27 protein-coding genes and 1 riboswitch are annotated in these 26,602 nt (G+C 71.2%); of the genes, 7 read left to right on the top strand and 20 right to left on the bottom strand.

Annotated features, from left to right (window positions below; all coding sequences use genetic code 11):
- Positions 1-484 precede the first annotated feature (484 nt).
- The 6 genes from LXN57_RS39825 to dxs all read right to left on the bottom strand — a co-directional run bounded on the left by LXN57_RS39825 (position 485) and on the right by dxs (position 8,506).
- On the bottom strand, positions 485-1,717 hold the full coding sequence (locus LXN57_RS39825) for a sensor histidine kinase (RefSeq protein ID WP_251803431.1): 1,233 nt from the start codon (positions 1,715-1,717) through the stop codon (positions 485-487).
- Positions 1,714-2,388 (bottom strand): response regulator transcription factor, encoded by a 675-nt coding sequence (locus tag LXN57_RS39820; protein WP_133874990.1) that lies wholly within the window; start codon positions 2,386-2,388, stop codon positions 1,714-1,716. Before LXN57_RS39820 ends, LXN57_RS39825 begins: the two co-directional genes overlap by 4 nt.
- 105 nt (positions 2,389-2,493) lie before the next feature.
- Complete coding sequence (locus LXN57_RS39815) at positions 2,494-3,780, bottom strand: outer membrane protein assembly factor BamB family protein (protein ID WP_251803429.1); 1,287 nt, start codon at positions 3,778-3,780, stop codon at positions 2,494-2,496.
- A 33-nt stretch (positions 3,781-3,813) separates the two neighbouring features.
- The gene (locus LXN57_RS39810; protein WP_251803428.1) at positions 3,814-5,169 is read right to left on the bottom strand and encodes an outer membrane protein assembly factor BamB family protein; all 1,356 of its coding nucleotides are present in this window, start codon (positions 5,167-5,169) and stop codon (positions 3,814-3,816) included.
- 9 nt (positions 5,170-5,178) lie between these two features.
- Positions 5,179-6,504, bottom strand: a complete 1,326-nt coding sequence (locus tag LXN57_RS39805) for an outer membrane protein assembly factor BamB family protein (RefSeq protein ID WP_251803426.1) — start codon at positions 6,502-6,504, stop codon at positions 5,179-5,181.
- Between the two features lie 85 nt (positions 6,505-6,589).
- On the bottom strand, positions 6,590-8,506 hold the full coding sequence (gene dxs / locus LXN57_RS39800; protein ID WP_251803425.1) for a 1-deoxy-D-xylulose-5-phosphate synthase: 1,917 nt from the start codon (positions 8,504-8,506) through the stop codon (positions 6,590-6,592).
- 159 nt (positions 8,507-8,665) lie between these two features.
- Positions 8,666-8,749, top strand: a riboswitch (ZMP/ZTP riboswitch).
- Positions 8,750-8,764: 15 nt separating this feature from the next.
- Here dxs and LXN57_RS39795 point away from each other — a divergent pair.
- Entirely contained in the window at positions 8,765-9,631 is an 867-nt protein-coding gene (locus LXN57_RS39795) for a bifunctional 5,10-methylenetetrahydrofolate dehydrogenase/5,10-methenyltetrahydrofolate cyclohydrolase (protein ID WP_251803423.1), read from the top strand.
- Here LXN57_RS39795 and LXN57_RS48075 read toward each other — a convergent pair.
- The 3 genes from LXN57_RS48075 to LXN57_RS39785 are packed head-to-tail and all read right to left on the bottom strand — an operon-like array spanning position 9,618 to position 12,998.
- On the bottom strand, positions 9,618-9,749 hold the full coding sequence (locus LXN57_RS48075) for a hypothetical protein (protein ID WP_285904722.1): 132 nt from the start codon (positions 9,747-9,749) through the stop codon (positions 9,618-9,620). The two genes, LXN57_RS39795 and LXN57_RS48075, sit on opposite strands and share 14 nt — an antisense overlap.
- Positions 9,718-10,968, bottom strand: a complete 1,251-nt coding sequence (locus LXN57_RS39790) for a class I SAM-dependent RNA methyltransferase (RefSeq protein ID WP_251803421.1) — start codon at positions 10,966-10,968, stop codon at positions 9,718-9,720. The genes LXN57_RS48075 and LXN57_RS39790 overlap by 32 nt, the downstream gene beginning before the upstream one ends.
- On the bottom strand, positions 10,965-12,998 hold the full coding sequence (locus tag LXN57_RS39785) for an APC family permease (protein WP_251803419.1): 2,034 nt from the start codon (positions 12,996-12,998) through the stop codon (positions 10,965-10,967). Before LXN57_RS39785 ends, LXN57_RS39790 begins: the two co-directional genes overlap by 4 nt.
- Before the next feature lie 113 nt (positions 12,999-13,111).
- Here LXN57_RS39785 and LXN57_RS39780 point away from each other — a divergent pair, with 113 nt between their 5' ends.
- Positions 13,112-13,777: a potassium channel family protein gene (locus tag LXN57_RS39780; RefSeq protein ID WP_251803417.1), complete on the top strand. Its 666-nt coding sequence runs from the start codon at positions 13,112-13,114 to the stop codon at positions 13,775-13,777.
- Positions 13,774-14,457, top strand: coding sequence for a potassium channel family protein (locus LXN57_RS39775; protein ID WP_251803415.1), 684 nt, complete (start codon positions 13,774-13,776; stop codon positions 14,455-14,457). The genes LXN57_RS39780 and LXN57_RS39775 overlap by 4 nt, the downstream gene beginning before the upstream one ends.
- On the opposite strand, the gene LXN57_RS39770 is transcribed toward LXN57_RS39775, so the two are convergent.
- The 4 genes from LXN57_RS39770 to dut form a co-directional block, all read right to left on the bottom strand.
- A complete protein-coding gene (locus LXN57_RS39770; RefSeq protein WP_251803414.1) occupies positions 14,454-15,239 on the bottom strand; it encodes a DUF3159 domain-containing protein in 786 nt (261 codons plus the stop codon). The two genes, LXN57_RS39775 and LXN57_RS39770, sit on opposite strands and share 4 nt — an antisense overlap.
- Positions 15,236-15,613: an OB-fold nucleic acid binding domain-containing protein gene (locus LXN57_RS39765; protein WP_221378760.1), complete on the bottom strand. Its 378-nt coding sequence runs from the start codon at positions 15,611-15,613 to the stop codon at positions 15,236-15,238. The genes LXN57_RS39770 and LXN57_RS39765 overlap by 4 nt, the downstream gene beginning before the upstream one ends.
- A 92-nt stretch (positions 15,614-15,705) precedes the next feature.
- A complete protein-coding gene (locus tag LXN57_RS39760; RefSeq protein ID WP_251803412.1) occupies positions 15,706-16,395 on the bottom strand; it encodes a DUF3710 domain-containing protein in 690 nt (229 codons plus the stop codon).
- A gap of 18 nt (positions 16,396-16,413) precedes the next feature.
- The gene (dut, locus tag LXN57_RS39755; protein WP_251803411.1) at positions 16,414-16,881 is read right to left on the bottom strand and encodes a dUTP diphosphatase; all 468 of its coding nucleotides are present in this window, start codon (positions 16,879-16,881) and stop codon (positions 16,414-16,416) included.
- Positions 16,882-16,972: 91 nt separating this feature from the next.
- On the opposite strand from dut, the gene LXN57_RS39750 reads away from it, so the two are divergent.
- Entirely contained in the window at positions 16,973-17,449 is a 477-nt protein-coding gene (locus LXN57_RS39750) for a DUF3093 domain-containing protein (protein ID WP_251803409.1), read from the top strand.
- Here the strand turns inward: LXN57_RS39750 and LXN57_RS39745 are convergent.
- Positions 17,436-18,287, bottom strand: coding sequence for a hypothetical protein (locus LXN57_RS39745; protein ID WP_251803408.1), 852 nt, complete (start codon positions 18,285-18,287; stop codon positions 17,436-17,438). The two genes, LXN57_RS39750 and LXN57_RS39745, sit on opposite strands and share 14 nt — an antisense overlap.
- 106 nt (positions 18,288-18,393) lie before the next feature.
- Complete coding sequence (locus LXN57_RS39740; RefSeq protein ID WP_221378756.1) at positions 18,394-18,690, bottom strand: DUF4193 domain-containing protein; 297 nt, start codon at positions 18,688-18,690, stop codon at positions 18,394-18,396.
- A 380-nt stretch (positions 18,691-19,070) separates the two neighbouring features.
- Between LXN57_RS39740 and LXN57_RS39735 the strand changes: the two genes are divergently transcribed.
- Positions 19,071-19,610, top strand: a complete 540-nt coding sequence (locus LXN57_RS39735; RefSeq protein WP_251803406.1) for a LytR C-terminal domain-containing protein — start codon at positions 19,071-19,073, stop codon at positions 19,608-19,610.
- A gap of 161 nt (positions 19,611-19,771) precedes the next feature.
- Here LXN57_RS39735 and LXN57_RS39730 read toward each other — a convergent pair whose 3' ends face one another.
- Positions 19,772-20,602, bottom strand: coding sequence for an inositol monophosphatase family protein (locus LXN57_RS39730; protein WP_251803404.1), 831 nt, complete (start codon positions 20,600-20,602; stop codon positions 19,772-19,774).
- Positions 20,603-20,818: 216 nt separating this feature from the next.
- Between LXN57_RS39730 and LXN57_RS39725 the strand changes: the two genes are divergently transcribed.
- A complete protein-coding gene (locus LXN57_RS39725) occupies positions 20,819-22,417 on the top strand; it encodes an RNA polymerase sigma factor (RefSeq protein WP_251803402.1) in 1,599 nt (532 codons plus the stop codon).
- Between the two features lie 244 nt (positions 22,418-22,661).
- Positions 22,662-22,901 carry a DUF7455 domain-containing protein gene (locus tag LXN57_RS39720; RefSeq protein WP_221378753.1) on the top strand — a complete coding sequence of 80 codons (240 nt, stop codon included), beginning with the start codon at positions 22,662-22,664 and terminating at the stop codon, positions 22,899-22,901.
- A 449-nt stretch (positions 22,902-23,350) separates the two neighbouring features.
- Here LXN57_RS39720 and LXN57_RS39715 read toward each other — a convergent pair whose 3' ends face one another.
- From LXN57_RS39715 to LXN57_RS39700, 4 genes are all read right to left on the bottom strand, one after another.
- Positions 23,351-23,605, bottom strand: a complete 255-nt coding sequence (locus LXN57_RS39715; RefSeq protein ID WP_251803401.1) for a helix-turn-helix transcriptional regulator — start codon at positions 23,603-23,605, stop codon at positions 23,351-23,353.
- A complete protein-coding gene (locus LXN57_RS39710; RefSeq protein ID WP_251803399.1) occupies positions 23,605-24,096 on the bottom strand; it encodes a hypothetical protein in 492 nt (163 codons plus the stop codon). The genes LXN57_RS39715 and LXN57_RS39710 overlap by 1 nt, the downstream gene beginning before the upstream one ends.
- A gap of 71 nt (positions 24,097-24,167) precedes the next feature.
- Complete coding sequence (locus tag LXN57_RS39705) at positions 24,168-25,892, bottom strand: DEAD/DEAH box helicase (protein WP_251803397.1); 1,725 nt, start codon at positions 25,890-25,892, stop codon at positions 24,168-24,170.
- A gap of 90 nt (positions 25,893-25,982) precedes the next feature.
- Positions 25,983-26,597, bottom strand: coding sequence for a trimeric intracellular cation channel family protein (locus LXN57_RS39700; protein ID WP_221378748.1), 615 nt, complete (start codon positions 26,595-26,597; stop codon positions 25,983-25,985).
- Between the last annotated feature and the right edge of the window lie 5 nt (positions 26,598-26,602).

The raw sequence follows: 26,602 nt of genomic DNA, 5'->3' as shown, positions 1-26,602 counted from the left end.
ACTGCCACTGCCACTGCCACTGCCACTGCCACTGCCACTGCCACTGCCACTGCCACTGCCACTGCCACTGCCACTGCCACTGCTGACCGCTGCCGCATGCTACGGCTTCCTGCTACTGCTGCGGGCTGCTGGCGCACCTGCATTCGCGCAATAAGGCACCAATCGGCAATGGTGTTTCCCAATCATCCGCCGAGCGAGGCTCTCAGAAGCATCGGAAGCGGCGCAGACTCGCTATTTCCGCACCCAATCTCAAAGCCTGCCCAACCGCAAGTCCTTCCACAACAGCAATTCAAGCGATTGTTTCTCGGCCGACACAAAAGCCGCAAATGCGCCCACCCACTGCCGCAAATGGCTGCACCCACCCCAACCACGACACACCGCGCCTGGCAACCGACCCCAGCCACCCACTCAGCGTTTACTGGCCGCACCCACTAAAACCACGGCGCACAGCAACACCCGAACCCCGATGCCGCGAAGACCGCAACTAAGCGATCCCCAACCCCTTAGCCCGAGGCACCGAAGCAGAAGCAGCCACAACCGGCGTGGCATCAGCAGTAGGCAGCGAAACAGTCACCTCCAGCCCACCCCCCTCCTGAGCCACAGCCGACACAGTCCCCCCATGCGCGTCACAAACCGCCCGCACAATAGAAAGCCCCAACCCAGACCCCCGAGACCCCGTACGCTCCCACCCCCCACGACGGAACGGCTCGAACAACCCAGGCACATCCCCCGGCTCCACCTCATAGCCGGTGTTACCCACCACCAGCCGGGCCTGCCCGTTGACCGTTGAGGTGCGCAACCACAACCGCCCCAGCAGGTGGTTGTAGCGGATGGCGTTCTCAATCAGGTTCCCCGCCAGCCGGTCCAGCAACGACGGATCCCCCACGACCGGCGCCGCCTGCAGGTCGGTGGTCACCTCGAGCTTCAACCGCTCGGCTTCGGCCTGCACGGCTGACAGGGCCGTAGTCGCGCTCATCGACAGGTCGGCCGGCACCTTGCGCACCAGCCGGCGCCCCGACTGGGCCTCCGAGCGGGCCAGCACCAGCAGCGCGTCCACCAGGCCGTTGGCTCGTTCCGACGCGTTGCGGACCACCTTGGCCATCCGGCGGTATTCGGCCACGTCGGCCTCGTCGTCGCTGAGCGTCACGTCGATCTCGGTGCGCATCACGGCCAGTGGCGTGCGCAGCTCGTGGGAGGCGTTGGCCACGAAGCGCTTCTGGGATTCGAACGCGCCGGCCAGCCGGTCGAGCATGGCGTCGAACGTACGGGCCAGTTCGGCCACCTCGTCGTCGGCACCGGAGTATTTGATGCGCTGGTCGAGCGTCTCCTCGCCCAGCCTGCGCGCGGTCTGGGTGACCGTGTGCAGCGGCCGCAGCGCCCGGCCGGCGACCGCGTAGGCCCCGGCGATGCCGATGATCCCGATCGCCACCAAGGCGACCAGTCCCTTGACCAGCATCTCGCGCGACGCCTGCTCGACCAGCCTTTCCTGCCAGCCCTGGGCGTCGACCACGGCGCCGTTGGTGAGCGTGACCGTCGAGCCGGCCCGCAGGTCGACGCCGGGGTGCATCACGTCGCCGACCAGCAGCCAGGCCAGGACGACCAGGATCGCGCCCGCGCCGACCAGCAGGATGCCGTTGAGCAGGGTGAGCCGGAGCTTCAGGGTGGGCCGCAGGGTGAAGCCCGGGCTTCGTTTGGCGCGGGCGGGGTAGACCGTCATGAGAGGACGACCGGTTCGGGCACCCGGTAGCCCGCGCCGACGACGGTCTCGATCAGCGGCGGATCGCCCACCTTCTTGCGGAGCGTCATCACGGTCACCCGTACGGTCGTGGTGAAGGGGTCGGTGTTGGCGTCCCACACCCGTTCCAGCAGCTCTTCGCTCGACACCACGCCGCCCCGCGCCTTGAGCAGCTCTTCGAGCACGCCGAACTCCTTGTTGGTGAGCTCGATCGGGGTGCCGCCGCGGGTCACCACCCGGCGGGTCTGGTCGAGCACCAGGTTGCCCACGGTGAGCACGGGCGGGGCGGCCGGGGTGGCGCGCCGGCCCAGCGCCTGCACCCGGGCCACCAGCTCTTCGAACGCGAACGGCTTGGCCAGGTAGTCGTCGGCGCCGAGCTGCAGTCCCTCGACCCGGTCGGCGACCGTGCCGCTGGCGGTCAGCATGAGCACCCGGGTGAGCGCGCCCGACTCGACCAGGGCCGCGCAGATCTCGTCGCCGTGCATGCCGGGCAGGTCGCGGTCGAGCACTACCACGTCGTACCGGGTCACGTAGGCCATCTCGTGTCCCTGCAGCCCGTCGTACGCGACGTCGACCGCCATCCCCTTGCGGCGCAGCCCGCGCGCGATCGCGTCACAGAGGTTCCGCTCGTCCTCGACCACCAGCACCCGCACCGCAGTTCCTCCGTCAAGCTCGCCGGTCACAGCCTCGCCGACGTGAACCGGTCACAGCCTCGCCGACCCGAGGTGAACCGGACGTGAAGAGGCCGCATGTGAAGGCTACCGAAGCCTCCACAGGGCGACGTTCGCGTTGACCAGGCGGCAGATGAGCAGACCGGAGGCTGCCTGGCAGCTGTTGGACACGTCGTCGGCCGTGCCGAGCAGGCGGACCGAGAGCGTGGCCGGGTCGAGGATCGCGTAGTGCAGCAGGTACGAGCCGCGCACGTCGAGCTTCCCGTAGAACCGCCCGTCCCCGGTGCCGGCGAGGTACTCCCAGCGGCCGAAGTTGCCCCGGACCTGGCCGGTCGCCGGGTCGAGCACCCACAGGCCGGGCTCGTCCGGTCCCCGCTCGGCCCGGGTGGCCAGCAGATAGTCGCCGACCCCGTCCGCGTACGCATATTGGGAGGACCGCCACAACTCGAGCCCCGTCGCCGGGTCGATCGCCGTCATCCCCCGCTGATGCTGGAAGGTGCAGATCAAGCGGCCGCAGCCGGCCTGCATCCAGCTCGTCGACAGATCGGCCCGGGTGTGCCAGAGCGGCGTCAGTCCGGGCAGCCGGTACGCCCCGAAGCCGGCCGCTCCCTCGTCGGCCATGACCAGGTCGTCGACCGGCCAGACCAGCCCGTTGGCCCGTCCGGGGCGCGGCGGCAGCGTCCGGGTGGCGATCAGCGCGCCGGTGTGCGGGTCGCGGCTCTCCAACCGGCCGGAATCGCTCAGCAGCACCAGCCAGCTCGGGAAGTTCCCCTCCCAGCCGGTCTCGGCGATGTAGCCGTCCGCCGGACGGGACAGTTTCCAGCGGGTGGCGCCGGTCCGCAGATCGACCCCGAGCACAGAGTCGTCGGTGCCGAGCAGCACCAGATTGTCGGGCGCGGAGACGGCGATCAGCCGGGCCGTCCGCCGCCACCGGACGTGGTCCGTGCCCTCGGTGACCGCCACCGCGGCCCAGATGCCGCTCGCGTCGACCTGGTACGAGACGACCATCGTGCCGCCCACGAGCAGCACCTGGTTGATGCCGCCCGAGACGGTGACCGTGGTGCTGCTGAGCAGCCGCGCCGCGGGCAGGGTGAAGTTCCGGACGACGCGCCGGCTCACCTGCGACACGAGCGTCGCCGAGCCGCCGACCAGCAGCATCCGGTCGCCGCTGAGGAACGTCGTGTCGCCGAGCCGGGCCGGCACGATCGTCGGCGACAGCCGGAACGGCACCGGCGCACCCGCCGTGACCAGGGCCAGCAGGGCGATGGACAGCAACGCCAGCAGGGCCCGGCGCGGAACCAGCCGGTCGGCCTGGGCGGCGTCGGGCGGTGCCTCGCGGGGCACCTCGCCGAGTTCGATGACTCCGTTCGCCACGGCGCACCCCCGCCCATTGTGGCGCTGGGCGGGTCAGGCCCGGTAGGCCCAGATTCGCAGACCGCCATCCGTGCGGCACACCACGTGCTGCTCGTCGGAGGCGCAGTCGCTGACCGGGCCGCCGGTCTCGCCGAGCGGCTGGATCACGTCGCTGCGCGGGAGCACCACGCCGAAGGTGCTCGCGCCGGCGTCGAGGCCGCGCCGCAACACCATGGGCCGGCCGGGCCGGCCGAGCACCTCGTTCTGCCAGCCGGCCAGGTCGACCCGGGTGGCGCCGGTGGCCGGGTCGGCGAGCCGCACCGGCAGCCCCGACTCGCTGTTCCACTCGATCACGTAGCCGTCCTGCTTGCTCAGGTCGACGTCGTCGGGAGCCCGCCAGAGCGCGTCCCCCGTGCGGGGGTCGAGCACGTCGAGCTTCCGCCGCTCGCCCGCGCAGAACAGGCCGCTGCAGCTGGCCGGGTCGACCATGGTTGCGGGCACGGGTCGCGACCAGCGCCGCTCGACGGTGTCGGCCGAGTAGGCGACCTCCTCGGTGACGATGCCGTCCCGGCCGTACGCGACCGCCATGAGCCCGTCGACCAGGGCGCCGCCGGACGGCCCGGCCCCGTTGACCGGCGGCAGCGGCGCGGCCCGCACGACGGCGCCGGTCGTGCCGTCGATGCGCTGGAGCCGGTCGGACGAGAGCATCAGCAGCGCCGGCTCGTCGCCCGGTGCGACCGTCACGCTCACCGCCCCGCGGGCGCTCACGGTCCAGATCGTCCGGCCGGTGCCGAGGTCGACGCCGCGCACGTCGGTGCGCAGCGGGGGCTCGGTGTGCGGTACGCCGGTGGCCGAGAAGAACAGCTGGCCCGGCTCGCCGGACGCCTGGTCGTAGACCGTGCCCGGACGGAACTCGTGCTGCTGCACCACGCCGACCCGGCCACCCGGCAGCGGCGTGATCGTCGCCGGTGACGTCCACCGCGTCCGGCCGCTGCCCGCGTCGACGACGGACGTGACGTTCCGGTAGGAGAAAAGCACCACGTCGCCCGCCTGCTGGGCCTCGAGCCCGCCCCAGCCCATGTCGTCGGGGTCGGCGAGGGTCACCCGCAGTTGGTTGCGCCACAGCTCCCGTGGGGGCTCGGCGATGCTCCAGGCGGTGGTCACCCGCTCGGAGCCGTGCACCGCGACGGTGTAGACCCGGCCGCCGGTGAGCTGGAACGGCGTCTCGGGGCCGCCGGGCGCGGGCACAGCGCCGAGGTAACGCCAGAGCACGGGATACACCGGAGCCGCCCCGCCGATGGCGAGCACGAGCACGGCCACGAGCACCAGGCCGGGGACGCGGTAACGGTGCGCGGGCGGCGGCGCGGTGAGCGTCGGGTCGGGCTGGGCGGTCAGGTCCAGCTCGATCACCGCCAACGCCTACCCCTTCCGGTCGTACGCCCAGACGACGAGCTGGCCGTACATCGAGCGGCACACCAGCCGCCCGGGTGCGGCCTGGCAGTCACCCGTGCCGGCCGGCAGCGGCCCCAGCAGCCGTGGCTGCGTCTCGCCCGGCTGGGCGACGGCGACCATGGTACGGCCTCCGACCTCTTCCGAACGGGTGACCAGCAGGTGGTCCTCGTGCTGAACACCACTGGAACCGGCCGCACCGTAGATCGGGCGCCAGCCGGTGAGGTCGACCTCGAGCTGCCCGGTGTCCGGATCGATCAGGCCGAGCGGCTGGGTGTTCTCGGCCGACCCGTAGGCGACGAACTGGTTGCCGAACTGCTGGACGCCCCGCCACTGCGGGTTGGTCCAGCGCACGTCTCCCGTCGCCGGGTCGATCGCGCGCATCCCGTCCGGCCCGGTGAGGCAGGCCAGCACCCCGCACGCCTCGATCTCGTAGTAGCCGTCGGCCGGTTGCGACCACAGGTTGCGCAGGGTCACCCCGTCGTACGCCGAGAACTCCATGTTCGGCCGGCCGGGGTGCCGCAGCAGGATCGTCCCGTCGACCACCACCGGGTTGCTCGGGTCGTAGTCGGCCGGCGGCACCGCGGCGGTGGCCAGCCGCTCGCCGCTGACCAGGTCGTGCACGGCCATCGTGCGGTCGTCGTGCACCAGCAGCATGCGGGTGCCGGAGTCGCCCGGGCCGGGCAGCCCGATCAGCACGGCGCTGGACGGCACGTCGACGGTCCAGCGGGTGCTCCCGGTCAGCGGGTCGATCGCCTCGACCGGCCCCTGCACCCGCCGGGCGGCCCCGCCCATGCTGCGGGTGGGCGAGGCGGCGAGCAGGGTCGGCGAACCGGCCAGGGTGACCACGGTTCCCGACCGGCTCCACCGCTCGCTGCCGTCGGCGAGCGAGATCGCGGTGGTGCCGGGGTCGCGCGAGCCGATGGTCCACGGCCGCATCAGGATCAGCCCGGAGCCGAGCCGCAGCCGGAAGGCGGGGGCGGTCTGTCCGGCCTCCCACTGCGTCCCGCCGTCGCTCAGGTTGTAGGCGCTGAGCATGCCGAAGGTCTGGGCCAGCAGGCGGCCGTCGTCGGTCAGCGCGTACGCGTCGGCCGGCCCGACCTGCAGGCTGAACACCTCGGTGAGCGGCGCCTTGGCGGGCGCCGTCGAGGCGCCCGCGGTGAACAGCACGAGCGCGGCCAGGACGGCGGCCGGGAACCAGATCGGGAACACCGAGCGTTGCGGCGAATCGTACGAATCGGGTTCTCCGCGTTCCAGACCCAGATCGATGATCACCGTGTTGCTCTGCACCGTCATGTTCCAAAGGTAACGAGCAGATAACGGTGATGCCCCACGCTGGTCCGGTTCGCGGGGCTATCACCGAATTATCGGAGCCGGGAAATCATGCTTTACGCTGAAGCTCCGGCTGGTCGGCCAGCTTCGACACCCACTCGGTGACGTCGCGGGAGATGTCCTGCGCGGTGAGGCCGAGTTCGGCCAGGAGCTCGCCCCGGGTGCCGTGCGGGTGCCACCCGGCGGGCACGCCGAAGTCGCGCAGCGGCACCTCGACGCCCGCGTCGCGCAGGGCGCCGGCCACCGCATCGCCCACACCGCCGGCCCGCACGCCGTCCTCCAGCGTGACGACCAGACGGTGCTGGGCGGCCAGGCCGGTCAGCTCGATCGGCACCGGGCGGACCCAGCGCGGGTCGACCACGGTGACCCCGAAGCCCTGCCCAGCCAGGCGGTCGGCCACCTCGAGGCCCAGCCCGGCGAACGAGCCGACCGCGACCAGAAGCACGTCCTTGGTCTCGTCTTCGCGCAGCACGTCGACCTGGCCGACGCGGTGCACCGCGGGCAGAGCGGCCGGTACGGCGCCGGTCGGGAAGCGGACAATCGTCGGGCCGTCCTCGACGGCGACCGCCTCGCGCAGTTCCTCGCGCAGCGTGGCCTCGTCGCGAGGCGCCGCGATGCGCAGGCCGGGCACGACGCCGAACACGCTCATGTCCCAGATGCCGTAGTGGCTGGGGCCGTCGGGGCCGGTGATGCCGGCCCGGTCGAGCACGAAGGTGACCGGCAGCTCGTGCATCGCCACGTCGAGCAGCACCTGGTCGAAGGCCCGGTTGAGGAACGTGGCGTAGACCGCGACCACCGGGTGCAGGCCGCCCATGGCCAGGCCGGCCGCGCTGGTCACCGCGTGCTGCTCGGCGATGCCGACGTCGTACGCCCGTCCGGGGTACTTCTTGGCCAGCGCGGCGATGCCGGTCGGCTCGGCCATGGCGGCGGTGATGCCCACCACGTCGGGCCGCTCGTCGGCGATCTTGACCAGCTCGTCGGCGAAGACGTTGGTCCACTTCAGCTTGGCCGAGGCGAGCAGCTTGCCGGTCTCGGCGTCGAAGCTGCCCGGGCTGTGCAGGCAGTCGGCCTCGTCCTGCTCGGCGGGCCGGTAGCCGTAGCCCTTGCGGGTGACCGAGTGCACGATGACCGGCGCGTCGAAGCCTTTGGCCCGGCGCAGCGCCGATTCCATGGCCTGCTGGTCGTGGCCGTCGACCGGGCCGATGTACTTGATGCCGAGGTCCTCGAACATGGGCTGCGGGCTGACCGCGTCCTTGATGCCGCGCTTGACCGCGTGCAGCACCTCGTAGACCGGCTTGCCCACGACCGGGGTCGAGCCCAGCGCGTCCTTCACCAGGTCGAGAACCTTCTCGTAGCCCGGGTTCAGGCGCAGCGTGGAGAGGTGGTCGGCCAGGCCGCCGATCGTCGGCGCGTACGAGCGGCCGTTGTCGTTGACGACGATGACCAGGCGGTTCTTGGCCGCGGCGATGTTGTTGAGCGCCTCCCAGCACATGCCGCCGGTGAGCGCGCCGTCGCCGACCACGGCCACGACGTGCCTGTCCTCGCCGCGCAGGGCGAACGCCTTGGACATGCCGTCGGCGTAGGACAGGGCGGTCGAGGCGTGCGAGTTCTCGATGAAGTCGTGCTCGCTCTCGGCCCGGCTCGGGTAGCCGGTCAGGCCGCCGCGCTGGCGCAGCAGGTCGAAGCCGCCCTGCCGGCCGGTGACGATCTTGTGGACGTACGCCTGGTGACCGGTGTCGAAGAGCACGCGGTCGCGCGGCGAGTCGAAGACCCGGTGAATGGCCAGGGTGGTCTCGACCACGCCGAGGTTGGGGCCGAGGTGGCCGCCGGTGCGGGACACCTTGGCCACCAGGAAATCGCGAATCTCCGCCGCCAGGAGGGTCAGCTGCTCGGGGGTGAGGCGCTTGAGGTCACCCGGAGAGGTGATGCTGGCCAGGATGCCGTCAGAGGCGGAGACGTCGCTCATGGGGTCGAAGTCTATCGGCGTGGGGCGACAACGCATCCCGTCCGAAGGGCCGTCCCCAGCTCCTACACACAACCGACACATGGACGCGACCTGCGATCTTGCGGTGATCTACCGCACAGTAACAACCCGGTATCAAAGACTGGGGCGGCGTCGGGCAGACTTGGGGCACGCGACTGGCGGCACCGGGGATGGATCGACCATCGGGGAGCCTGTCACGGGGAGTCGACCGCCTGGGCCCCCGTGCGACAAGGGGGTCGCATGTCCGCACGCCTACTTCCCGGCGCTCCGGTCGCCGAGGCGGTCCTGGCCGATGTCTCCGAGCGCGCTGCCAAGCTGAAGGCCCAGGGCGTCACGCCCAGCCTGGCCACCGTGCTCGTGGGCGACGACGACGCCAGCGCCGGCTACATCCGCATCAAGCAGCGGCAGGCAGCCGAGCTGGGCTTCGAGTCCCCGCACCGGCACCTCTCCGGCGACACCACCCAGCAGCAGTTGCTCGACGTGATCGCCGAGCTGAACGCCGATCCGGGTGTGCACGGGGTGCTGATCCAATACCCGATCCCGGCCCACCTCGACTACGACGCGGCGCTGCAGACCCTCGACCCCGACAAGGACGTCGACGGCATGCACCCGCTCAACATGGGACGCCTGGCCGTCGGCCTGCCCGGTCCGCTGCCCTGCACCCCGGCCGGCATCGAGGCGCTGCTGGCCCACTACGAGATCCCGGTCGCCGGCCACGAGGTCGTCATCCTCGGCCGGGGCGCCACGCTGGGCCGGCCGCTGGCCATGCTGCTCGCCCAGAAGCGCCCGACAGCCAACGCCGCCGTCACCGTGGTGCACACCGGCGTGCCGGACTGGGCCCGCTACGCCAAGCGGGCCGAGATCCTCATCGCTGCCGCGGGAGTGCCCGGCATCATCCAGCCCGAGCACGTCCGCCCGGGCGCGACGGTGATCGGCGCCGGCGTCCGCTACGAGGGCAAGCGCCTGCTGCCCGATGTGGCCGAGGAGTGCGCCGAGGTCGCCGGAGCCATCACCCCGCGCGTGGGCGGGGTGGGCCCGACGACGGTGGCGATGCTGTTCCGCAACGCGATCACCGCCGCCGAGCGCGCGGTCGCTACAGCAGCGTGACCTTCCCGGTGTCCGGGTCATAGCGCGCGTCGGCCACGCCCAGGTGGCCGGCCTGCGCCTTCTCGCGCGCGATCTGGCAGAGGCGCTCAGCGCTCGAGCAGCGCGACGCACTCCACATGCTGGGTCATCGGGAAGAGGTCGAAGGCCCGCAACGCGGTCAGGCGCCAGCCCAGCTCCTGGAACGTGTTGATGTCGCGCGCCAGCGAGGCCGGGTCGCAGGCCACGTAGGCCACCGCGCGGGGCGCTGCCGCCACGACCGCGCGCACGACCTTGGCCCCGGCGCCGGCCCGGGGCGGGTCGAGCACGACGAGGTCGACCGGGCCGGTCACCCGGCGACGCAGCAGCGCGGAGTCGACCCGCGCCTGCACCACCTCGGCGTGCGGCAGGTCGGCCAGATTCGTCCGGGCCGAGGCCACGCCGGCCGAGGAGGACTCGACCACCGTCGTACGGCCGTGGGTGTGCCCGGCGACAGCCGCCGCGAACAGCCCGGCCCCACCGTAGAGGTCCCACATGCTCTCGCCCCCGGCCGGCCGCAGCATCTCGACCACCGCCGCCACCAGCGTCTCGGCCGCCGCCGGATGCACCTGCCAGAAGCCCTCCGGCGGCACCCGCCAGGCGCGCCCGACGGCCCGTTCGGTCACCTCGGCCGGGCCCTCGACGAGCTGCCGCCCGCCGCCGCCCAGCGTCGTGCCCTCAGCCGGGTCGTCCGGCGGCAGCAGGCCCCCGGCGCCGGTCGGGCGGGCGAGCACGGTCACGTCGCCACCGGTGGTCGCCACCGCCTCCAGCGCGTCCGCCTCGGGCCATTCCCGCCGCAGCAGGTCGAGCTTCTGGATCGCGGGATGCGCGATGCGGCAGCGGTCGATGGCCACCACCTCGTGCGAGCGATGCTTGAGCAGCCCGGCCCGGCCGGCCGCGTCGACCGCGTAGCGCACGCGGCTGCGCCAGCCCAGCAGCCCGCCCGGCAGCTCCTCGACGTGCACCTCCCGGCGCAGTTTGGCCAGCCGCCGCAGTTGCTCCTCGACGACGGACGCCTTCCACCGCCGCTGCGCCTCGCCCGAGGCATGTTGCAGGTCGCAGCCGCCACAGGCGCCCGGGCGGGCGTACGGGCAGGGCGGCTCGACCCGATCGGCCGAGGCCTCGTGGATCTCGACCGCGTCGGCCCGCAGGAAGCCCTTGTGCAGCTCGGTGATCTCGGCGGTGACCCGCTCGCCGGGCAGCGCGTGCCGCACGAACACCACCTGGCCGTGCTCGCCGCCCACCCGCGCGACGCAATGCCCGCCGTGGGCGGGAGCGCCGACGGTGAGCTCGACGCGTTCACCCTCTTCCAGTGAATTCACGAGCGCGACTCCGTCTCCTGGTCGGCCGGGGGCTCGGCGGCCCGCACGCGGGGCCCGCGGGCCGGCACCCGGGTCAGGCTCTGGTCGAAACGGTCGAGGTCCCTGTCCTGGCTGGAGCGCAGCTGCCAGGGCACGCTGGTGACCATCACGCCCGGCTCGAACAGCAACCGGGCCTTGATGCGCAGGGCGCTCTGGTTGTGCAGCAGGTTCTCCCACCAGCGGCCGACCACGTATTCCGGCACGAAGACCGTGACCACGTCGCGGGGGGAGCCGCGGCGCACGCCCTTGACGAAGTCGATGATCGGGCCGGTGATCTCCCGGTACGGCGAGTCGACCACGGCGAGCGCCACCGGGATCTGGCGGCGCTCCCACTCCTCCTGGATCGTCCGGGTGTCCTTGTCGTCCACGTTCACGGTGACCGCGGTGAGCGTGTCGGGCCGGGTCGCCTGCGCGTACGCCACCGCACGCAGGGTGGGCATGTGCACCTTGCTGACCAGCACGACCGCGTGGTTGCGGGAGGGCAGCACGGGCCGCTCCTCGGTCGGTTCCAGCTCGCGCGCCACCCTCGTGTAGTGCTTGCGGATGGCCACCATGAGCCCGTAGATGGCCACCATGGCGGCGATCGCGATCCACGCCCCGAGCAGGAACTTCGTGACCAGCACGATGATCAGCACGGTGCCGGTGAGGCCCATGCCGAACGTGTTGATGGCCCGCGACCGCACCATCCGGCGCCGCTTCTCCGGGTCGCGCTGGGTGCGCAGCAACCGGTTCCAGTGCCGGATCATGCCGCCCTGCGACAGCGTGAACGACACGAAGACGCCCACGATGTAGAGCTGGATCAGCCGGGTCGTCTCGGCCTGGAACGCCACCACCAGGATCATCGCCGCGATGGCCAGGAAGATGATGCCGTTGCTGAAGGCCAGCCGGTCGCCGCGGGTGTGCAGCTGGCGGGGCAGGTAGCGGTCCTGGGCGAGGATCGAGCCGAGCACCGGGAAGCCGTTGAAGGCGGTGTTGGCGGCCAGGAAGAGGATCAGGGCGGTGACCGCGCCGACCACGTAGAGCAGGACCGACCCCGACCCGAAGATCGTCTCGCCGAGCTGGGCGGTGACCGGATGCTGCACGTAGTTCGCCGGGCCGGACACGATCTGCAGGGTCGGATCCTCGACGTACTGCAGGTGGGTGGCCCGCGCCAGCAGCACGATGCCGAACAGCATGACGATCGAGAGGCCGCCCAGCAGCATCAGCGTGGTCGCGGCGTTCCGGCTCTTGGGCGGCTTGAACGCGGGCACGCCGTTCGAGATCGCCTCGACGCCGGTGAGCGCCGCACAGCCGGACGAGAACGTGCGGAGCAGTAGATAGGCGAAACCGAAGCTGGTGAGGTGGTCCTCCTCGGCCGCGATGACCAGGCCCGCGCTGGGCGCCCGGAGGTCGTCGCCGAGCACGTAGATCCGGAACAGACCGGTGAGGATCATGCCGAGGATCACGACGATGAAGGCGTACGTCGGCACCGCGAACGCCGTCCCCGACTCGCGCAGCCCCCGCAGGTTGAGCGCGGTGAGCAGGGTGATCGCGCCGACCGCGAAGGCCACCTTGTGCTCGGCGACGAACGGCACGACCGAGCCCAGGTTGGTCACGCCGGCTGTGGTCGACACGGCCACGGTCAGGATGTAGTCGACCAGCAACGCGCTACCCACACCAAGCCCGGCCCGCGGGCCCAGGTTGACCGTGGCGACCTCGTAGTCGCCGCCGCCCGAGGGATAGGCATGAACGTTCTGGCGGTAGCTGGCGACCACGGTGACCATCACGACCGCGACGGCCAGGGTGATCCAGGGTGAGATGTAGAAGGCCCCGGCCCCGGCGATCGACAGCGTCAGCAGGATCTCGTCGGGCGCGTAGGCCACGCTCGAGAGGGCGTCGCTGGCGAAGACGGGCAGGGCGATGCGCTTGGGCAGCAAAGTGTGCTGCAGCCGGTCGGAACGGAACGGCCGGCCGAGCAGCAGCCGCTTCGCGAGGGAGGTCGGACTGGCCACGAGTGCAAAGCGTACGGCCGCACCTCGAGCCCTGTACCCCGCCCCGGCCACCGGCTCTGGCGGGCGCATGGCAATCTCTCACCCAGGAGCACGATCCGGGGAGGGCACGACACGTGCACGTGGTGATCATGGGGTGCGGGCGGCTCGGTTCGACGCTCGCTCACAACCTCGAGGAACGGGGCCATTCGGTCGCCGTCATCGACCAGAATCCGGACGCCTTCCGCCGTCTGGGCTCCCACTTCGGCGGCGCCACGGTGACCGGGGTCGGCTTCGACCGCGACGTGCTACGGGCGGCCGGCGTCGAGCGGGCCGACGCGTTCGCGGCCGTCTCCAGCGGCGACAACTCCAACATCATCTCCGCTCGGCTGGCCCGCGAGACGTTCGGCGTCTCCCGGGTCGTGGCCCGCATCTACGACCAGAAACGGGCCCAGGTGTACGAGCGCCTGGGCATCCCCACCGTGGCCACGATCCGCTGGGCGGCCGACCGGATGGTGCGCCACCTGGTCCCCGAGGGCATGGTCGAGGTGTTCCGCGACCCAACCAGCGTGGTCTCGATCGTCGAGGCGCCGCTGCACCGCGACTGGGTCGGCCGCACGCTCAAGTCGCTCGAGGAGCTCTCCGGCGCGCGGGTGGCCTATCTGATGCGGTTCGGCATGGGCACCCTGGGCACCCCGTCCACCGTGCTGCAGGACGGCGACCAGGTGTTCATGCTGGTCACCGACGAGACGGTGGGCGCCGTGCTCGACGTCGCCTCCGGCGCGACCAGGGAGGGGCTGTGACCATGCGGATCGCCATCGCCGGAGCCGGCAACGTCGGCCGCTCGATCGCGCAGGAGCTGATCGGCAACGGCCATCAGGTCATGCTCATCGAGCGGCAGCCCCGCCAGCTGCGGCCCGAGCGGGTGCCCGAGGCCGACTGGGTGCTGGCCGACGCGTGCGAGCTGAGCAGCCTCGAGGAGGCCGACGTGGCCGGTTGCGACGTCGTGGTGGCGGCCACCGGCGACGACAAGGCCAACCTCGTCGTCTCGCTGCTGGCCAAGACCGAGTTCGCCGTGCCGCGCGTGGTGGCCCGGGTCAACCGGGCCGAGAACGAGTGGCTGTTCACCGAGCAGTGGGGCGTCGACGTCTCGGTCAGCAAGCCGCGCCTGATGGCCGCCCTGGTCGAGGAGGCGGTCACCGTCGGCGACCTCGTCCGCCTGATGACCTTCCGCCAGGGCGAGGCCAACCTGGTCGAGATCACCCTGCCCCGGAACGCGCCGTACGAGGGTCAGCCCGTCCGCGACGTGCCGCTCCCCCGCGACTCGGCGCTGGTGGCGATCCTGCGCGGCAAGCGGGTCATGGTGCCCACGGCCGACGACACGCTCGAGGCCGGGGACGAGCTGATCTTCGTCTGCACGGCCGAGGTGGAGGACCAGATCCGCGCCGTCGTGCTCGGCAGCGAGGGTCGCGAACTCGGTTAGGCGGTGGTCTCAGCTGCCTTCTGCTCGCTGGTCACGCGGTGGATGGCCCACGCGGTGAAGGCGAACGTGGCGGCGTAGATCGGCCAGCTGATCAGGATGCGCACGATGCCGAGCGCGTTCGCCTCGCCCATCTGCCACAGCACGAACTGGATGCCCGCGCGCAGGCTGAGCGAGACCACCCAGACCAGGGTGAGCCACTGGAACGTCTTGAACAGGCGGGCGTTGCCGAACCAGTCCTGCTGGCCCTTGTTGGCCATGATGCCCCAGACGTAGCCGATGATCGGCTTGCGGACCATCACGCTGATCAGCAGCGCCGCCGCCTGCGCGAACGTGAGCAGGATGCCGGGGAGGTAGAAGTCCTCGGCGTTGCCCGTGCGCCAAGCCAGGAAGGCGCCGATCGCGATGCCGAAGAGACCGTTCACCGCATGGCGTACGGGCTGCTTGCGGGCCAGCCGGAAGGCGCCGATGGCCAGCGCCGTGAAGACCGCGCCGCCGATCGCCCAGTAGAGCGCCGTACGCTTCTCGAGCCCGACCACGGTGTCGCCGAGGATCACGTTGAGCATCACGAAGGTGAGCACCGGAAGGCTCGACTCGATCAGCCCGCGGACCCCGCCGAGCTGCTCCGAGATCTGCTCCGACATCGAGGGGAAGGGCTCCTCCCCGTCGTCCTTCTTCGCGGGCTCCGGCACCGGATGAAGGTCGAGATCCTCGACGACCTCCTCGGCGAGCCGTTCCTCCACGGTTTCGTGCGCGGCGTGACGCGGCTCGCTGCCGGGTGTCACCGGGGCGCCTCCAGCTCGTAGTACGGGTTGTAGATGACCTTACGGTCGTCCCTGATCGCGATGCGGCCGCGCGCGGTGAGCTGTCGGCCGGGCTCGATGCCGGCGATCGACCGGCGGCCCAGGAAGATCAGGGTCACGACGTCGCTGCCGTCCCAGAGGTCGGCCTCGAGCGTCGGGAGGTTGGTACGGGGGGTGTATGCCACCGTACGCAACCGCCCGTTCACCGAGACGACCTGACCGCGGGAGCACTGGCCGGCCGGCATCGCGCCGCACTTGGCCACCTCGCGCTGAAGATCCCGCGCGTCGAGCTCGGAATCGGTGGCGGTCAACCGGTCGAAGAACCGGCGCAGGCCGGTGCGCTCGTCGGTGGTCATGACCTCTCCTCGCCCCACACGGGATGAACGGCACGGACCAACGCCGTGCCGCCCTTACAAGGTACGCCCTGGGTGACCACTGTCACGAGCCGCTAGGCGGGCCGGCTGCCGTTCGTTGCCGGGCCCTGCTCCTGCTCAGCCTGTTCCTGCTGGGCCTGCTCGGTCATCTCCTTGGGCAGCTGCAGCGGCAGCGCCTCGCGCACCGGGCGGGCCTCGTTGTCGCGGACGACCACCAGACCGGCTAGAACCTCGCCCAGCCGGCCCTCACGGGACGGATCGGCCGCGGCCGCGCCCTGGTAGAGCGCGCGGACCATCCAGCGCGGCCCGTCGACGCCCACGAAGCGCACGTCGGCCGGTCCCTCCGGGGTGTTCACCCGGGCGGCCAGCTCGACGCCGTACGGCCCGTCGATCTCGCGGGGCGCCACACCGTCGGAGGTCATCGCCCCGGCGATCTCGGCCCGCACCTCGTTCCAGATGCCTTCGGAGCGCGGCGCCGCGAAGACCCCGAGCTGGAGCGCGCTCTCGCCGTCGACCAGCACGATCTGCTCGACCGCACCGTCCGGGTTGGCCTGCACCCGCACCTCGACGCCGTCGACGGCCGGGATCTGCAGGCTGCCCAGGTCGAGCCGCTGCACGTCGTCGGGGGCGTAGCTCGCGTCCCACGGGCCGTGGTCGGGCGGTGGGGGCTCGTCGCCCGCGGCCAGGCTCTGCTTGAGCGCCTCGGAGGGCGCCGCGTCGGTCGCACGTACGTGCTTGGGGCCGCCGCGCTTACGGGAGAACATCTCTACTGACCTTCCATCTCATGCCTGTCGGGTGGGCAACGCACTGTGCCCGCCCGTCGACCCGTGGCCACCGGCGCCGCGGGAGGTGTCGTCGAGCTCCTCGACCACGTGGAACGACGCCCGCTCGACCCGCTGGACGACCAACTGGGCGATGCGGTCGCCGCGGGAGATCTTGACCGTGCCGGCCGGGTCGTGGTTCACCAGGATCACCAGAATCTCGCCGCGGTAACCGGCGTCGACCGTACCCGGCGCGTTGAGCACCGTGACGCCCAGGCGGGCGGCCAGACCGGAGCGGGGATGCACCAGGCCGACATACCCCTGCGGGATAGCGACCGCGATGCCCGTCCGCACCTTGGCACGCTGCCCGGGCGCCAGTTCGACATCCTCGGCGGCAACCAGGTCGGCCCCGGCGTCGCCCGGGTGCGCGTACGCCGGCAGCGGCAGGTCCTTCTCGAGGAGGCGGATCGGGATCACTACATCGGTCAAGGCACAGATTCCTCACTGGTGCGGCGGCGGGCGGCACTCACCCTGCCATCCTGCCGTGCCCCGTCGCGGAGGCGCGCCGTACCCTTCCAGGGTGACACCGGAGTCCTCCACGCGCACCACCGCGGCCCCCGTTTACGCCGAGCGGCTGCACCTGACCTGGTGGATCTGGCCGGTCATGCTGCTGGTCGTGGCGATCCTCGCGGTCGAGGTGCTGCTCGGCTTCCCCGACATGCCCGCCTGGGCGCCCTTCGCCGTCCTGGTGCCGCTGGCCGTGGCCGGCATGATCTGGACCAGTCGCATCCGGGTCGCCGTGACCGACGACGAGTTCCAGGTCGACGACGCCCGGCTGCCGCTCGAGTTCGTTCAGGACGTGGTGGCGCTCGACGCCGAGGGCAAGCGCGAGGCGCTGGGCGTGGGCGCCCACCCGCTCGCGTTCGTGGTGCAGCGCCCGTGGATCGGCCCGGCCGTCCAGGTGCTGCTCAACGACCCCGGCGACCCCACGCCGTACTGGATCGTCAGCACCCGCCACCCGGTCGAGCTGGCCACGGCGCTGCTCAGCCGTCGATGACCTTCCGACGGCTCTTCCGCAGGTCTTTCATGATGTGTTCGCCCAGGTTCCGGGTGGCCCGCCGGTTCAGATAGCCGGCCACCGCCGCACCCGTCAGCAACGGGCCCAGGGTGGTCAGGTTGCGGCCGAACCGCTTCAGCAGGGTGCTCTGCAGCTCCTTGCGCGCGGCCGTGCCGAGCACCGATGCCACCCCCACGCCGGGCACCAGCGGATTGACCCCGCGCTGCTGCGACCAGGCCTGGATGAGCGCGCCGGCCCGCTGGCCGAGCCCGCCCCGGATCGGCTGGCCGTAGATCTCGTGCAGCTCGCCGACGAGCTTGAGCTCGATCGCCACCACGGCGACTGTCTCGGCCGCGAGCAGCACCGGTGCGGTGAGCAGGGTCGGCGGCGCGACCCATTCGACCGCGGCGACGCCGCCCCCGGCCGCACCGACGCCGGCCGTCGAACGGGCCGCGTTGCGGATCAGGCGGTCGGCCAGATCGTCGTCGCCCAGGCCGGGGAAGTGGCGTCGCAGTGTCTCGACGTCGCGGACGGGCACATGCGGTGCGACGTCGGCGACGACGTCCCCCATCCAGCGCATCGCCGCCGTGGGCTTGAACAACTGACCGAGCCCCCGCCGGCGGATGTCCCCCACGAGCCGGCCGAGGAGTTGCCGCCGACCGGCCGGTTCCAGGTCGTCGGCGGTGAGAGCGGCGACGGTCGCCCCGAGCTCGGCGTCGACCGCGGCCAGCTCCTGGTTCTTGGCAGTCGTCTGCTCCAGGGCCCGCGAATCGCTCGTCTCGGCGGTGTGGTCGGTTCCGCTCATCGTTGTCCTCCCGTCGTCGGTCCCGGGGCTCATGCCTCCATGGTGATGCCCCGTGTCGACCCCGGGTCAAACCCGGCGACGGCCTGACGCCCGACCGCGAACCGCGGCCGGGTTGTGGTGCACTGCGCGAGTGGCCTGGTCAGGCGCACTCGCGGCAGATCAGCTCCCCGTTCCGCTCCGCGGCCAGCTGGCTGCGGTGATGAACGAGGAAGCAGCGAGCACAGCGGAACTCGTCGGTCTGCATCGGCAGCACCTTGACGGTGAGCTCTTCGTCGGCCAGGTCAGCGCCGGGAAGCTCGAAGCTCTCCGCCACCTCGACCTCGTCGACATCCACTGAACCCGACTGCGAGTCGGCGCGGCGGGCCTTGAGCTCCTCGAGGCTGTCCTCGCCGAGGTCGACCTCATCGCGACGCGGAGCGTCGTAGTCGGTGGCCATCGGTCTTCACTCTCCTGTATCGATGTGTCACTTGGCGTTAGTAACGCCAGCGACGTTGTTTCGGTTCCCGGTTCCGCCGGACGATTTCCGACACTGCTTCCGACACTGCCCCTGACACGCCGAACACCCCCGGTGAGCGGGGAACACTACCGCTGTCGCGGCAGTGATGTACGCGCACGGGCGGCCCATTGTTCCCGATGTGACCGAGGCGACATCAAAGTAGGGGTAGCAGCCTCTGGATCATCGTCGGCGCGCCGGAAGTATTCCCTGTTTCCGCGTGCCTGGCGCACAGACGCTAACCTCTCGACAGGTCCCACCCCTTCCCCGGGCGGGCCTCAGACCCCCAGCTGCACCTTCCAAGAATCACTGGAGCCAACCCCATGAGCTTTGCGCGCGTACGAGCGCTCGTCGTCGTCGGCGTGCTTGCCGTGGCCGCGGTGGTGTTCGTCATCGTCGCGCTGGTCCGGGACACCCAGGGCGGCCCGGCCGCCGGTGAGGGCTGTCCGGCCGGAGCGCCCCTCGCCGATGTGACCCTGCCCGATGATCCCGCCGAGGTCACCGTCAAGGTGCTGAACGGCACGGATAACCCCGGGCTGGCCGACAGCGTCACGAACGAGTTCAAGAACAGGCGCTTCACCACCCAGAAGCCGGCTGAGAGCAAGTCCAAGCTCAAGGGCGTCGCCGAGATCCGCTACGGGCCGGACACGGTCGGCAAGGCGCAGCTGCTGCGGGCGTACTTCCTGGCCCAGTCGAAGATGACCTACAGCGCCAAGCGCAAGGGCGGGGTCATCGAGATCGTGATCGGCAACCAGTATCGCCAGCTCGCCACCACCACCGAGGTCAACCAGTCGCTGGTCGAGGTCGGCGAGCCCACGCTGCCGCCCGGCGCCTGCGTCAAGCCCGCCGACAAGGACTCCTAGGGTCTGTTTCGTAATTGGGGTGGGAGCGAGGCGCGGTCCAGATTTCGTCTGGTGGTGGCCCGTGGAAGCCCGGCTCCCGGTGTTGGAACCGGGTTTTCGCGGGACGCCGCCAGGCGGGATCTGGACCGCGCCGCAGCCCCGCCTCAACCACGAAACAGACCCTAGGCGCCGCCGGCCGCGTCCAGGGCGGCCAGGGCGTCGTGCAGGGGACCGTGAACGGCCGGCGGGGCGGCTACGAGCATGTCGATGCCGGGGGCGACCCCGCCGAGGCCGGAGACCACGATCCCGGCCTCGGTGGCAACCAGACCGCCGGCGGCCCAGTCCCACGGGTTGAGGCCCTTCTCGTAGTACGCGTCGAGCGTGCCCTCGGCTACCGCGCACAGGTCGAGCGCCGCCGAGCCGAAACGCCGGATGTCGCGCACCTGGGTGATCAGGCCGGCCAGCACCCGGCCCTGATGCTCGCGCCGCCTCGCGTCGTACCCGAAACCGGTGCCGACCAGAGTCTGGCTCAGACTGCCGGGGGCCGAGCCGTGCAGCCGCTTCCCGCCCCGCCAGGCGCCCCCGCCGAGGGTGGCCGTCCACTCGTCGTCGTTGGCCGCGTTGACCACCACGCCGGCCACCACCACGCCGTCGAGCTCGGCGGCCAGGGAGACCGCATACTGCGGCAGCCCGTACAGGTAGTTGACCGTGCCGTCGATCGGGTCGAGGATCCAGCGCACGGCGCTCGTGGCGCTCGTCGCCGAGGTCCCGTACTCCTCACCCAGCACGTCGTCATCGGGCCGGGCCGCTCGCAAGGCCTCGATCACCTGGCGTTCAACCGCCTTGTCGGCCGCCGTCACCACGTCGGTGGCGGTGCTCTTGGTCTGGACATCGCCGATCGCCTCGGCCCGCATCCGCCGCGCGGTCGCCGCGGCCTCGCGGGCCACCCGGACCGCGAGCCCTAGCAAAGCGCCGGGTGTCGATGGGGTCGAAGCCGCCGAAAACTCACTCACGTGTACGCCCTTTCCGCCGTTAGCATTCTCTCGCCGGCCCTCATCACCGAGGTCGGCGGCCCCCGCGGCGTGCTGCGGCGGGAGGATCTCGCCCGACGGCGCTACAATTCACCCCTGCCCACCGCTTCGCGGACACCACAGCACCGATCGTCCGCGTCCCGGGGGTCCCCACACCAACACCGGCCAGCCTCCCCGCCGTGCGCTGCGCTGGGCTCAATGGCCGTGCAAATCCTCGCCTCCGGAAGGTCTTTCGTGACAGAAGCCCACCAGAACGGTGCCGACGTTCGTTCTCTCACCGAGGCCCTGATCGCCCATGCACAGGGTGCGGGCGGGCAGCTCACGTCGGCCGAGGTCGCGCACACGCTCGAGTCCGCCGAGGTGAATCCGGCTCAGGCCAAGAAGATCCTGCGCGGGCTCGTCGACGCCGGTGTCACCGTAGTCGTCGACGGCTCGGTGAGCACCCGCCGCAAGGTCGCGGCCGCCCGCGCCGCCACCCCGGCCTCCAAGGCCACCACCGCCAAGGCCGCCCCCGCCCGCAAGGCGACGCCGGCGCCGAAGCAGGCGGCCGCCGCGGTCGAGGCCGGCGAGGCAACGCCCGCCACCGCGGCCAAGAAGGCTCCCGCGAAGAAGGCCGCCGCCAAGGCCGTCCCCGCCAAGAAGGCGGCCGGCCCGGCCAAGGCCGGCAAGCCCGGCGAGGAAGGCGCGCCGGCCGAGGGCGAGATCGACCCCGAGGAACTCGCCGCCGAGATCGAGGACGTCGTCGTCGAGGAGCCGGCCGCCATGGTCGCCGCGGCCGCGACCGACGCCGCCAGCTCTGCCACCGACGGCGACTTCGAGTGGGACGACGAGGAGTCCGAGGCGCTCAAGCAGGCGCGTCGCGACGCCGAGCTCACGGCCTCGGCCGACTCGGTCCGCGCCTACCTCAAGCAGATCGGCAAGGTCCCGCTGCTCAACGCCGAGCAGGAGGTCGAACTGGCCAAGCGGATCGAGGCCGGCCTCTACGCCGCCGAGCGTCTGCGCGCCTGCGACGAGGGCGAAGAGAAGCTCGAGCGCAACATGGAGCGCGACCTGCGCTGGATCGGCCGGGACGGCGAGCGGGCCAAGAACCATCTGCTCGAGGCCAACCTGCGTCTGGTCGTGTCGCTCGCGAAGCGCTACACGGGCCGCGGCATGGCGTTCCTCGACCTGATCCAAGAGGGCAACCTGGGCCTCATCCGCGCGGTCGAGAAATTCGACTACACCAAGGGCTACAAGTTCTCCACGTACGCCACCTGGTGGATCCGCCAGGCCATCACCCGCGCCATGGCCGACCAGGCCCGCACCATCCGCATCCCGGTGCACATGGTGGAGGTCATCAACAAGCTCGGCCGCATACAGCGTGAGTTGCTCCAGGACCTAGGGCGCGAGCCCACTCCTGAGGAGCTGGCCAAGGAAATGGACATCACCCCCGAGAAGGTGCTGGAGATCCAGCAGTACGCCCGGGAACCGATCTCGCTCGACCAGACGATCGGCGACGAGGGCGACAGCCAGCTCGGCGACTTCATCGAGGACTCCGAGGCGGTCGTCGCGGTCGACGCGGTGTCCTTCTCGTTGCTGCAGGACCAGCTGCAGCAGGTGTTGCAGACCCTGTCCGAGCGCGAGGCGGGCGTGGTGCGGCTGCGGTTCGGCCTCACCGACGGCCAACCGCGCACGCTGGACGAAATCGGTCAGGTGTACGGGGTGACCCGCGAGCGCATCCGGCAGATCGAGTCCAAGACGATGTCGAAATTGCGACACCCGTCCCGCTCCCAAGTCCTGCGTGACTACCTGGACTAGGGCATTAGGTCAACAATCAGTGTCCGAATGGTCACCACCCGTACATCATCGGGTGGTGATCAGACCGTTGTGCAGAAGTGATCGTTGACGTGGCACCCTTGGATCACGGCACACTTAGAGCCCAGCACGTGTGACCTCGGTCCCCCCGGGGCACAGTGGGAAGGCCGCAACGGTGCAGGGTGTTGCACGATGGTGAGCAGTAGCCGAGGAACGTGTTCATCGGTTCGAACAGAGGAGGAAGGCGATGACCCCGACTCTCACGCCGCCGGCGGGAAGTGTGGCCGGCACCGCAGCCGATGAACGGTGCGACCGCTGCAATGCAGCCGGAAAGCTCCGTTTGACCCTGGCTGGTGGCAGTGAGCTGGTGTTCTGCGGACACCACGCCAACCGGTACGCCGAGGACCTGGTGAAGATCGCAGTCCAGTTCACCGCAGACCCGGAATTCACCTGGCGTGGCGCCGACATGATGTCCAGCTCCAACTGAATATCCCCCGTTCCCCCGACCAAAGCTTGAAAGGGGCGCCCACGGTGTGGGGCGCCCCTTTTCTATGCCCTCGCAAAGTCCGTGCCCTCGCAAAGTCCGTGCCCCCGCAAGCCCGTGCCGCCGCAAGCCCGTGCCGCCGCAAGCCCGTGGCCTCGCAAGCTTCCGAACGCCTATACCTTCCGGCGTGCCCCCACAGTTGGCTCTGAAAGCCTGCACCCGCTCTTGGCGCCCGCCCCCACTCCGGCGCAGCGCTTCGCGCGGCACTCGCCCACGCCCGCTCCCAAACGCCCACACGTGCTCTTGCGGCGCCTACACCGCCCGCCCTGCGCCCTGAGCGCCCACACCCACCCATGAGCGCCCACGCCCACTCCCGAGGTGCCCGAGCCCGCTCCTGAGCGCTCAGACGCGCTCCTGAGCGGCCGCCTGCAGTGCCGGGGCGGGCGGGCGGCCTACTGGTCGCCGGCCGGCTCGGCGTCCCACAGGTCTTCGACGCTGGCGTTGAGCGCCTTGGCCACCTTCAGAGCCAGGTAGACCGAGGGCGCGTAGTCCCCCGTCTCCATCGCGATGATGGTCTGACGGCTCACCTGGACGGCCGCCGAGAGCCCCTGCTGGGTCAGGCCGGCTTCTTTGCGCGCGGCCCGGATGCGTACACCGGCCGTGCCGCCCGCCTCGGGAGCGCGCACCGGCCCGGCTGGAGGGGCCATCAGTCTTCGTCCGCGGCGACAGCTTCGAGTTGACGCCGGCGCCGACCTTGGACGACCTGAACCACCAACCCGGCCACGCCGCCGACGACGCCGCCGACGGCCGCGCCCCGCCACGTGGCGCCCTCAGGGTCGTAGGCGTAGAGCGCGCCGACCAGGAACACCGCGTACGGGATGCCGCCCACGATGCCCCAGAAGACACGCTTGGCAGTCCAGGACCGGGGCAGGGTGTCGACGCGGCGCCGGCGCACGTACAGCGTGCAGACCCACATCGGGACGAGCATGGCGGTGAGCACGATGGCCAGCGGGATCACCGAGGGGCGGCCCAGCACCCAGACCAGGATCGCCCCGGCCCACGGAACAGCGATCCACTGCATCGAGGCGGCGGCGGCTATGCCCTCGTACCACCGGAAGCGCTCGCGCTCGTCGCCGTACCAATCGCCGTCAAGATCGAGATTCCACCGCACAATCCGATCGAGAATTGTCGTCGTCATGCATCCAGGATGGCGTCAAGTCCTCTTGACGTCAAGGGGACTTGACGTCAAGACTGCTTGACATGCCGGCGTCACAGCGTCTGGATCGTCGCGATCCGTTCCTCGAGCTGCTCGATCGTCGCCTGCGCGCTGGGCGGCCCGCCGCAGAGCCGGCGCAGCTCGGCGTGAATCTTGCCGTGCGGCAGGTTCGTGCGGTGGTGGTGCGCGGCGACCAACGTGTTCAGCTGCCGCCTGAGGCTGTTGCGGCGCTCCCCCGCGGTCATCGGCGGCGGGGCCTCCCGTTGGGCCGGAGCGGCCGGCTCAGCCGCCTTCTGCCGCTTCTTCGCGGCCAGCTGGTCCGCCTGCCGCTTGTCCAGCAGCACCGAGACCTGGTCGGCGGTGAGCAGGCCGGGCAGCCCGAGGTATTCCTCCTCCTCGGGCGTTCCCGTCAGCGCCCCCATGCCGAAGGACGTGCCGTCATAGATGACCTGGTCGAGTTCCGCGGTCGCCGAGAGCGCCTCGAACTGCTTCTCGAGCTCGCCCTCCGCGTTCTCCTCCCGCTGCGCCCGCCCGAGCAGGTCGTCGTCCAAGCCGTCCTTCTGCTTGGGCAGGCCCAGCACGTGATCGCGCTGCGCCTCCATCTCGCTGGCCAGCCCGAGCAGGTGCGGCACGCTGGGCAGGAAGACGGTCGCCGTCTCACCCGGGCGCCGGGCCCGCACGAAGCGGCCGATCGCCTGCGCGAAATACAGCGGCGTCGAGGCGCTGGTGGCATAGACACCGACGGCCAGCCGGGGGATGTCGACGCCCTCCGAGACCATCCGCACGGCGACCAGCCAGCGGTCCTGCGAGGTGGCGAAGGTCGCGATCCGCTTCGAGGCGCCCTCGTCGTCCGAGAGCACCACCGTCGCCGGCTGCCCCGAGATCTCCCCGATGAGCTTGGCGTAGGCGCGGGCGGTCTGCTGGTCGCTGGCGATGATCAGCCCGCCGGCGTCGACGATGCCGTGCTCCCGCAGCTTGGTCAGCCGGCCGTCGGCGGCCCGCAACACCTGCGGCATCCAGTCGCCGCGGTGGTCGAGGGCCGTACGCCAGGCCTGGGCGACCAGGTCCTTGGTCATCGGCTCGCCGAGCCGGGCGGCCAGTTCGTCACCCGCGTTGGTACGCCAGCGCGTCTCGCCGGAATAGGCCATGAAGAGCACCGGCCGCACGACCCCGTCGCGCAGCGCGTCCGAATAGCCGTAGACCGAGTCGGCCCGCGAGCGCTGCAGCCCGTCCTCGCCCCGCTCGTAGCTGACGAAAGGGATCGGGTTCTCGTCCGAGCGGAAGGGCGTCCCGGTGAGCATGAGGCGGCGTTCGGCGGGTTCGAAGGCGGCCTTGACGCCGTCACCCCAGCTCCGCGAGTCGCCGGCATGGTGGATCTCGTCGAGGATCACCAGCGTCGGACGGGTCATCGTGCGCCGCCGGTGCACCGCCGGCGCCATGCCGACCTGGGCATAGGTGAGCACCGCGCCGTGGAAGTCGCGCGACGAGTGGATGTCGGAGTTGCGGAAGGCGTGGTCGAGCTGGATGCCGACCCGGGCCGCGGCCGACGCCCACTGCACCTTGAGGTGCTCGGTGGGGCAGACCACAGTGACCGCCTCGACGGTGCCGTCGGCCAGCAGCTCGGCGGCGATCCGGAGCGCGAAGGTGGTCTTACCGGCGCCGGGGGTCGCCACCGCCATGTAGTCGTCGCTGCGGCGGCGCAGGTAGCCCACGAGGGCCTTGCGCTGCCAGTCGCGAAGCGGGGGGAAGGTCTCCAGATCCGGCAGTGGCGGGCTCAAGCTGCGACGATCCTTTCCCCTCAACAAAACACCCCCGGCAAGGGACCGGAGGCGGCATTCAGCATAGCCGCGGCGGCGGCCCGGCGCGGGCTACGGCGCAGCCACCGGCGCCGACCATCGGCGGTACAGGGCCACCAGGCGCACCCCCGTGATGAGCAGCGCCGATGCGGTCATCGTGAGCGGGTCGACGACCCCCGCCCCGCGCAGGATCGTGACAAGAATCGCGCCGCCGAGAGCGGCAACGGCATAGATGTCACGCTGCAGAACCGCCGGGATCTCACCGGTCAGCAGGTCGCGTGCCAGCCCGCCGCCGATCGCCGTGAGCATGCCGATCAGGCACGCGCCGACCGCGGGCACCCCGGCGTCCAACGCCTTGAGGGTGCCCGTGACCGTGAAGAGGCCGAGCCCGGCCGCGTCGAGCAGCAGCACCGCGCGGCGCCACCGGCTCAGCTGAGGGTGCAGCCAGAAGACGGCGAGCGAGGCGACGACCGCCGTGACCGCGTAGCGCCAGTCGCCGAAGGCCAACGGCGGCACAGCATCGATCACCAGGTCGCGCACGATGCCGCCGCCGAGCGCCGCGACGAAACCGACGAAGGCGATCCCGAACAGGTCGAGCCGCTTCGCGATTCCGGCCGAGGCGCCCGAGGCGGCGAAGACCGCCACTCCGACCAGGTCGGCGACGAGGAGCCCGTCCCCCGCGTTCACCGGGC

This window comes from Paractinoplanes hotanensis (assembly GCF_023717965.1).
GTDB lineage: Bacteria > Actinomycetota > Actinomycetes > Mycobacteriales > Micromonosporaceae > Actinoplanes > Actinoplanes polyasparticus.
This window is presented reverse-complemented; position numbering and strand designations above follow the sequence as displayed.

Bases quoted from the DNA above. Each gene is read 5' to 3' on its own strand.
- LXN57_RS39825 (WP_251803431.1), bottom strand. From the start codon at position 1,717: ATGACGGTCTACCCCGCCCGCGCCAAACGAAGCCCGGGCTTCACCCTG.
- LXN57_RS39805 (WP_251803426.1), bottom strand. From the start codon at position 6,504: ATGACGGTGCAGAGCAACACGGTGATCATCGATCTGGGTCTGGAACGC.
- dxs (WP_251803425.1), bottom strand. From the start codon at position 8,506: ATGAGCGACGTCTCCGCCTCTGACGGCATCCTGGCCAGCATCACCTCT.
- LXN57_RS39795 (WP_251803423.1), top strand. From the start codon at position 8,765: ATGTCCGCACGCCTACTTCCCGGCGCTCCGGTCGCCGAGGCGGTCCTG.
- LXN57_RS48075 (WP_285904722.1), bottom strand. From the start codon at position 9,749: ATGTGGAGTGCGTCGCGCTGCTCGAGCGCTGAGCGCCTCTGCCAGATC.
- LXN57_RS39765 (WP_221378760.1), bottom strand. From the start codon at position 15,613: ATGACCACCGACGAGCGCACCGGCCTGCGCCGGTTCTTCGACCGGTTG.
- LXN57_RS39760 (WP_251803412.1), bottom strand. From the start codon at position 16,395: ATGTTCTCCCGTAAGCGCGGCGGCCCCAAGCACGTACGTGCGACCGAC.
- LXN57_RS39745 (WP_251803408.1), bottom strand. From the start codon at position 18,287: ATGAGCCCCGGGACCGACGACGGGAGGACAACGATGAGCGGAACCGAC.
- LXN57_RS39740 (WP_221378756.1), bottom strand. From the start codon at position 18,690: ATGGCCACCGACTACGACGCTCCGCGTCGCGATGAGGTCGACCTCGGC.
- LXN57_RS39735 (WP_251803406.1), top strand. From the start codon at position 19,071: ATGAGCTTTGCGCGCGTACGAGCGCTCGTCGTCGTCGGCGTGCTTGCC.
- LXN57_RS39725 (WP_251803402.1), top strand. From the start codon at position 20,819: ATGGCCGTGCAAATCCTCGCCTCCGGAAGGTCTTTCGTGACAGAAGCC.
- LXN57_RS39720 (WP_221378753.1), top strand. From the start codon at position 22,662: ATGACCCCGACTCTCACGCCGCCGGCGGGAAGTGTGGCCGGCACCGCA.
- LXN57_RS39715 (WP_251803401.1), bottom strand. From the start codon at position 23,605: ATGGCCCCTCCAGCCGGGCCGGTGCGCGCTCCCGAGGCGGGCGGCACG.
- LXN57_RS39710 (WP_251803399.1), bottom strand. From the start codon at position 24,096: ATGACGACGACAATTCTCGATCGGATTGTGCGGTGGAATCTCGATCTT.